At 59.9% G+C, this 749-nt stretch carries 1 protein-coding gene; it reads right to left on the reverse strand.

Annotated elements, in window-relative coordinates:
* Nucleotides 1-749: Ig-like domain-containing protein (locus ACYVFD_RS35980; RefSeq protein WP_461095452.1), on the reverse strand; the 749-nt coding region annotated here is incomplete at both ends.

The following is a 749-nucleotide window of genomic DNA, read 5'->3' on the forward strand; positions in this document are numbered from 1 at the left end:
GCCGATGGTGTAGCTGCTCAGACTAGCTGTACAGGCCGGGGTACCCACCACAGCCAACGAGGGACTAGCTGGCACACTGATGTTGACACTGGTCGTCGAGCTACAGCCCGTTGCGTTGCTCACCGTTACCACATACGTACCCGCATTGGCTGTAGTAGCCCCTAAAATAATAGGGTTCTGCTGCGCGCTGGTAAAGCTGTTGGGGCCACTCCAGCTATAGCTGGTGCCTCCGCTGGCTGTCAGACTGATGCTTGAACCTTGGCATACCGTCGTAGCTACTGCTCCCGCACTTGCCACTGGCAAGGCATTGATGGTTAAGCTGACCGGAGTGCGAATGACGCTCCGACAGTTGCTGGTCACATCCCGGGTGCCAGCATAGTAGGTGTAGGATCCTACCCCACTCACAGTGGGCGTAAAGCTGGGACCGGTAGACAAGACCGTCGTGCTGGTGGGGCTATCATACCACTCCACCAGCTGACCAGCGCCCACGCTCACGCTCAAGGCTGGCGTGGGAGCCCCAAAGCAGATCACCCCATTGGTGGCATTGCTTGGTGGGCCCACCACTGGACAGTCACAGGTGGGAGCGGTCACGGCCGTCGTACTACTACATCCGCTGGCATTACTGGCCACCAGGGTCACACTCTGACCCACACTCACGGTGGCCACTGTGCCGCTGATCGTACCAGCAGTGGCCGGCAGCAGACTCACCGTCGAGCCAGGAGCCGCACTGAAGCCGATGGTGTAGCTGC

The organism is Spirosoma gilvum, assembly GCF_054776815.1.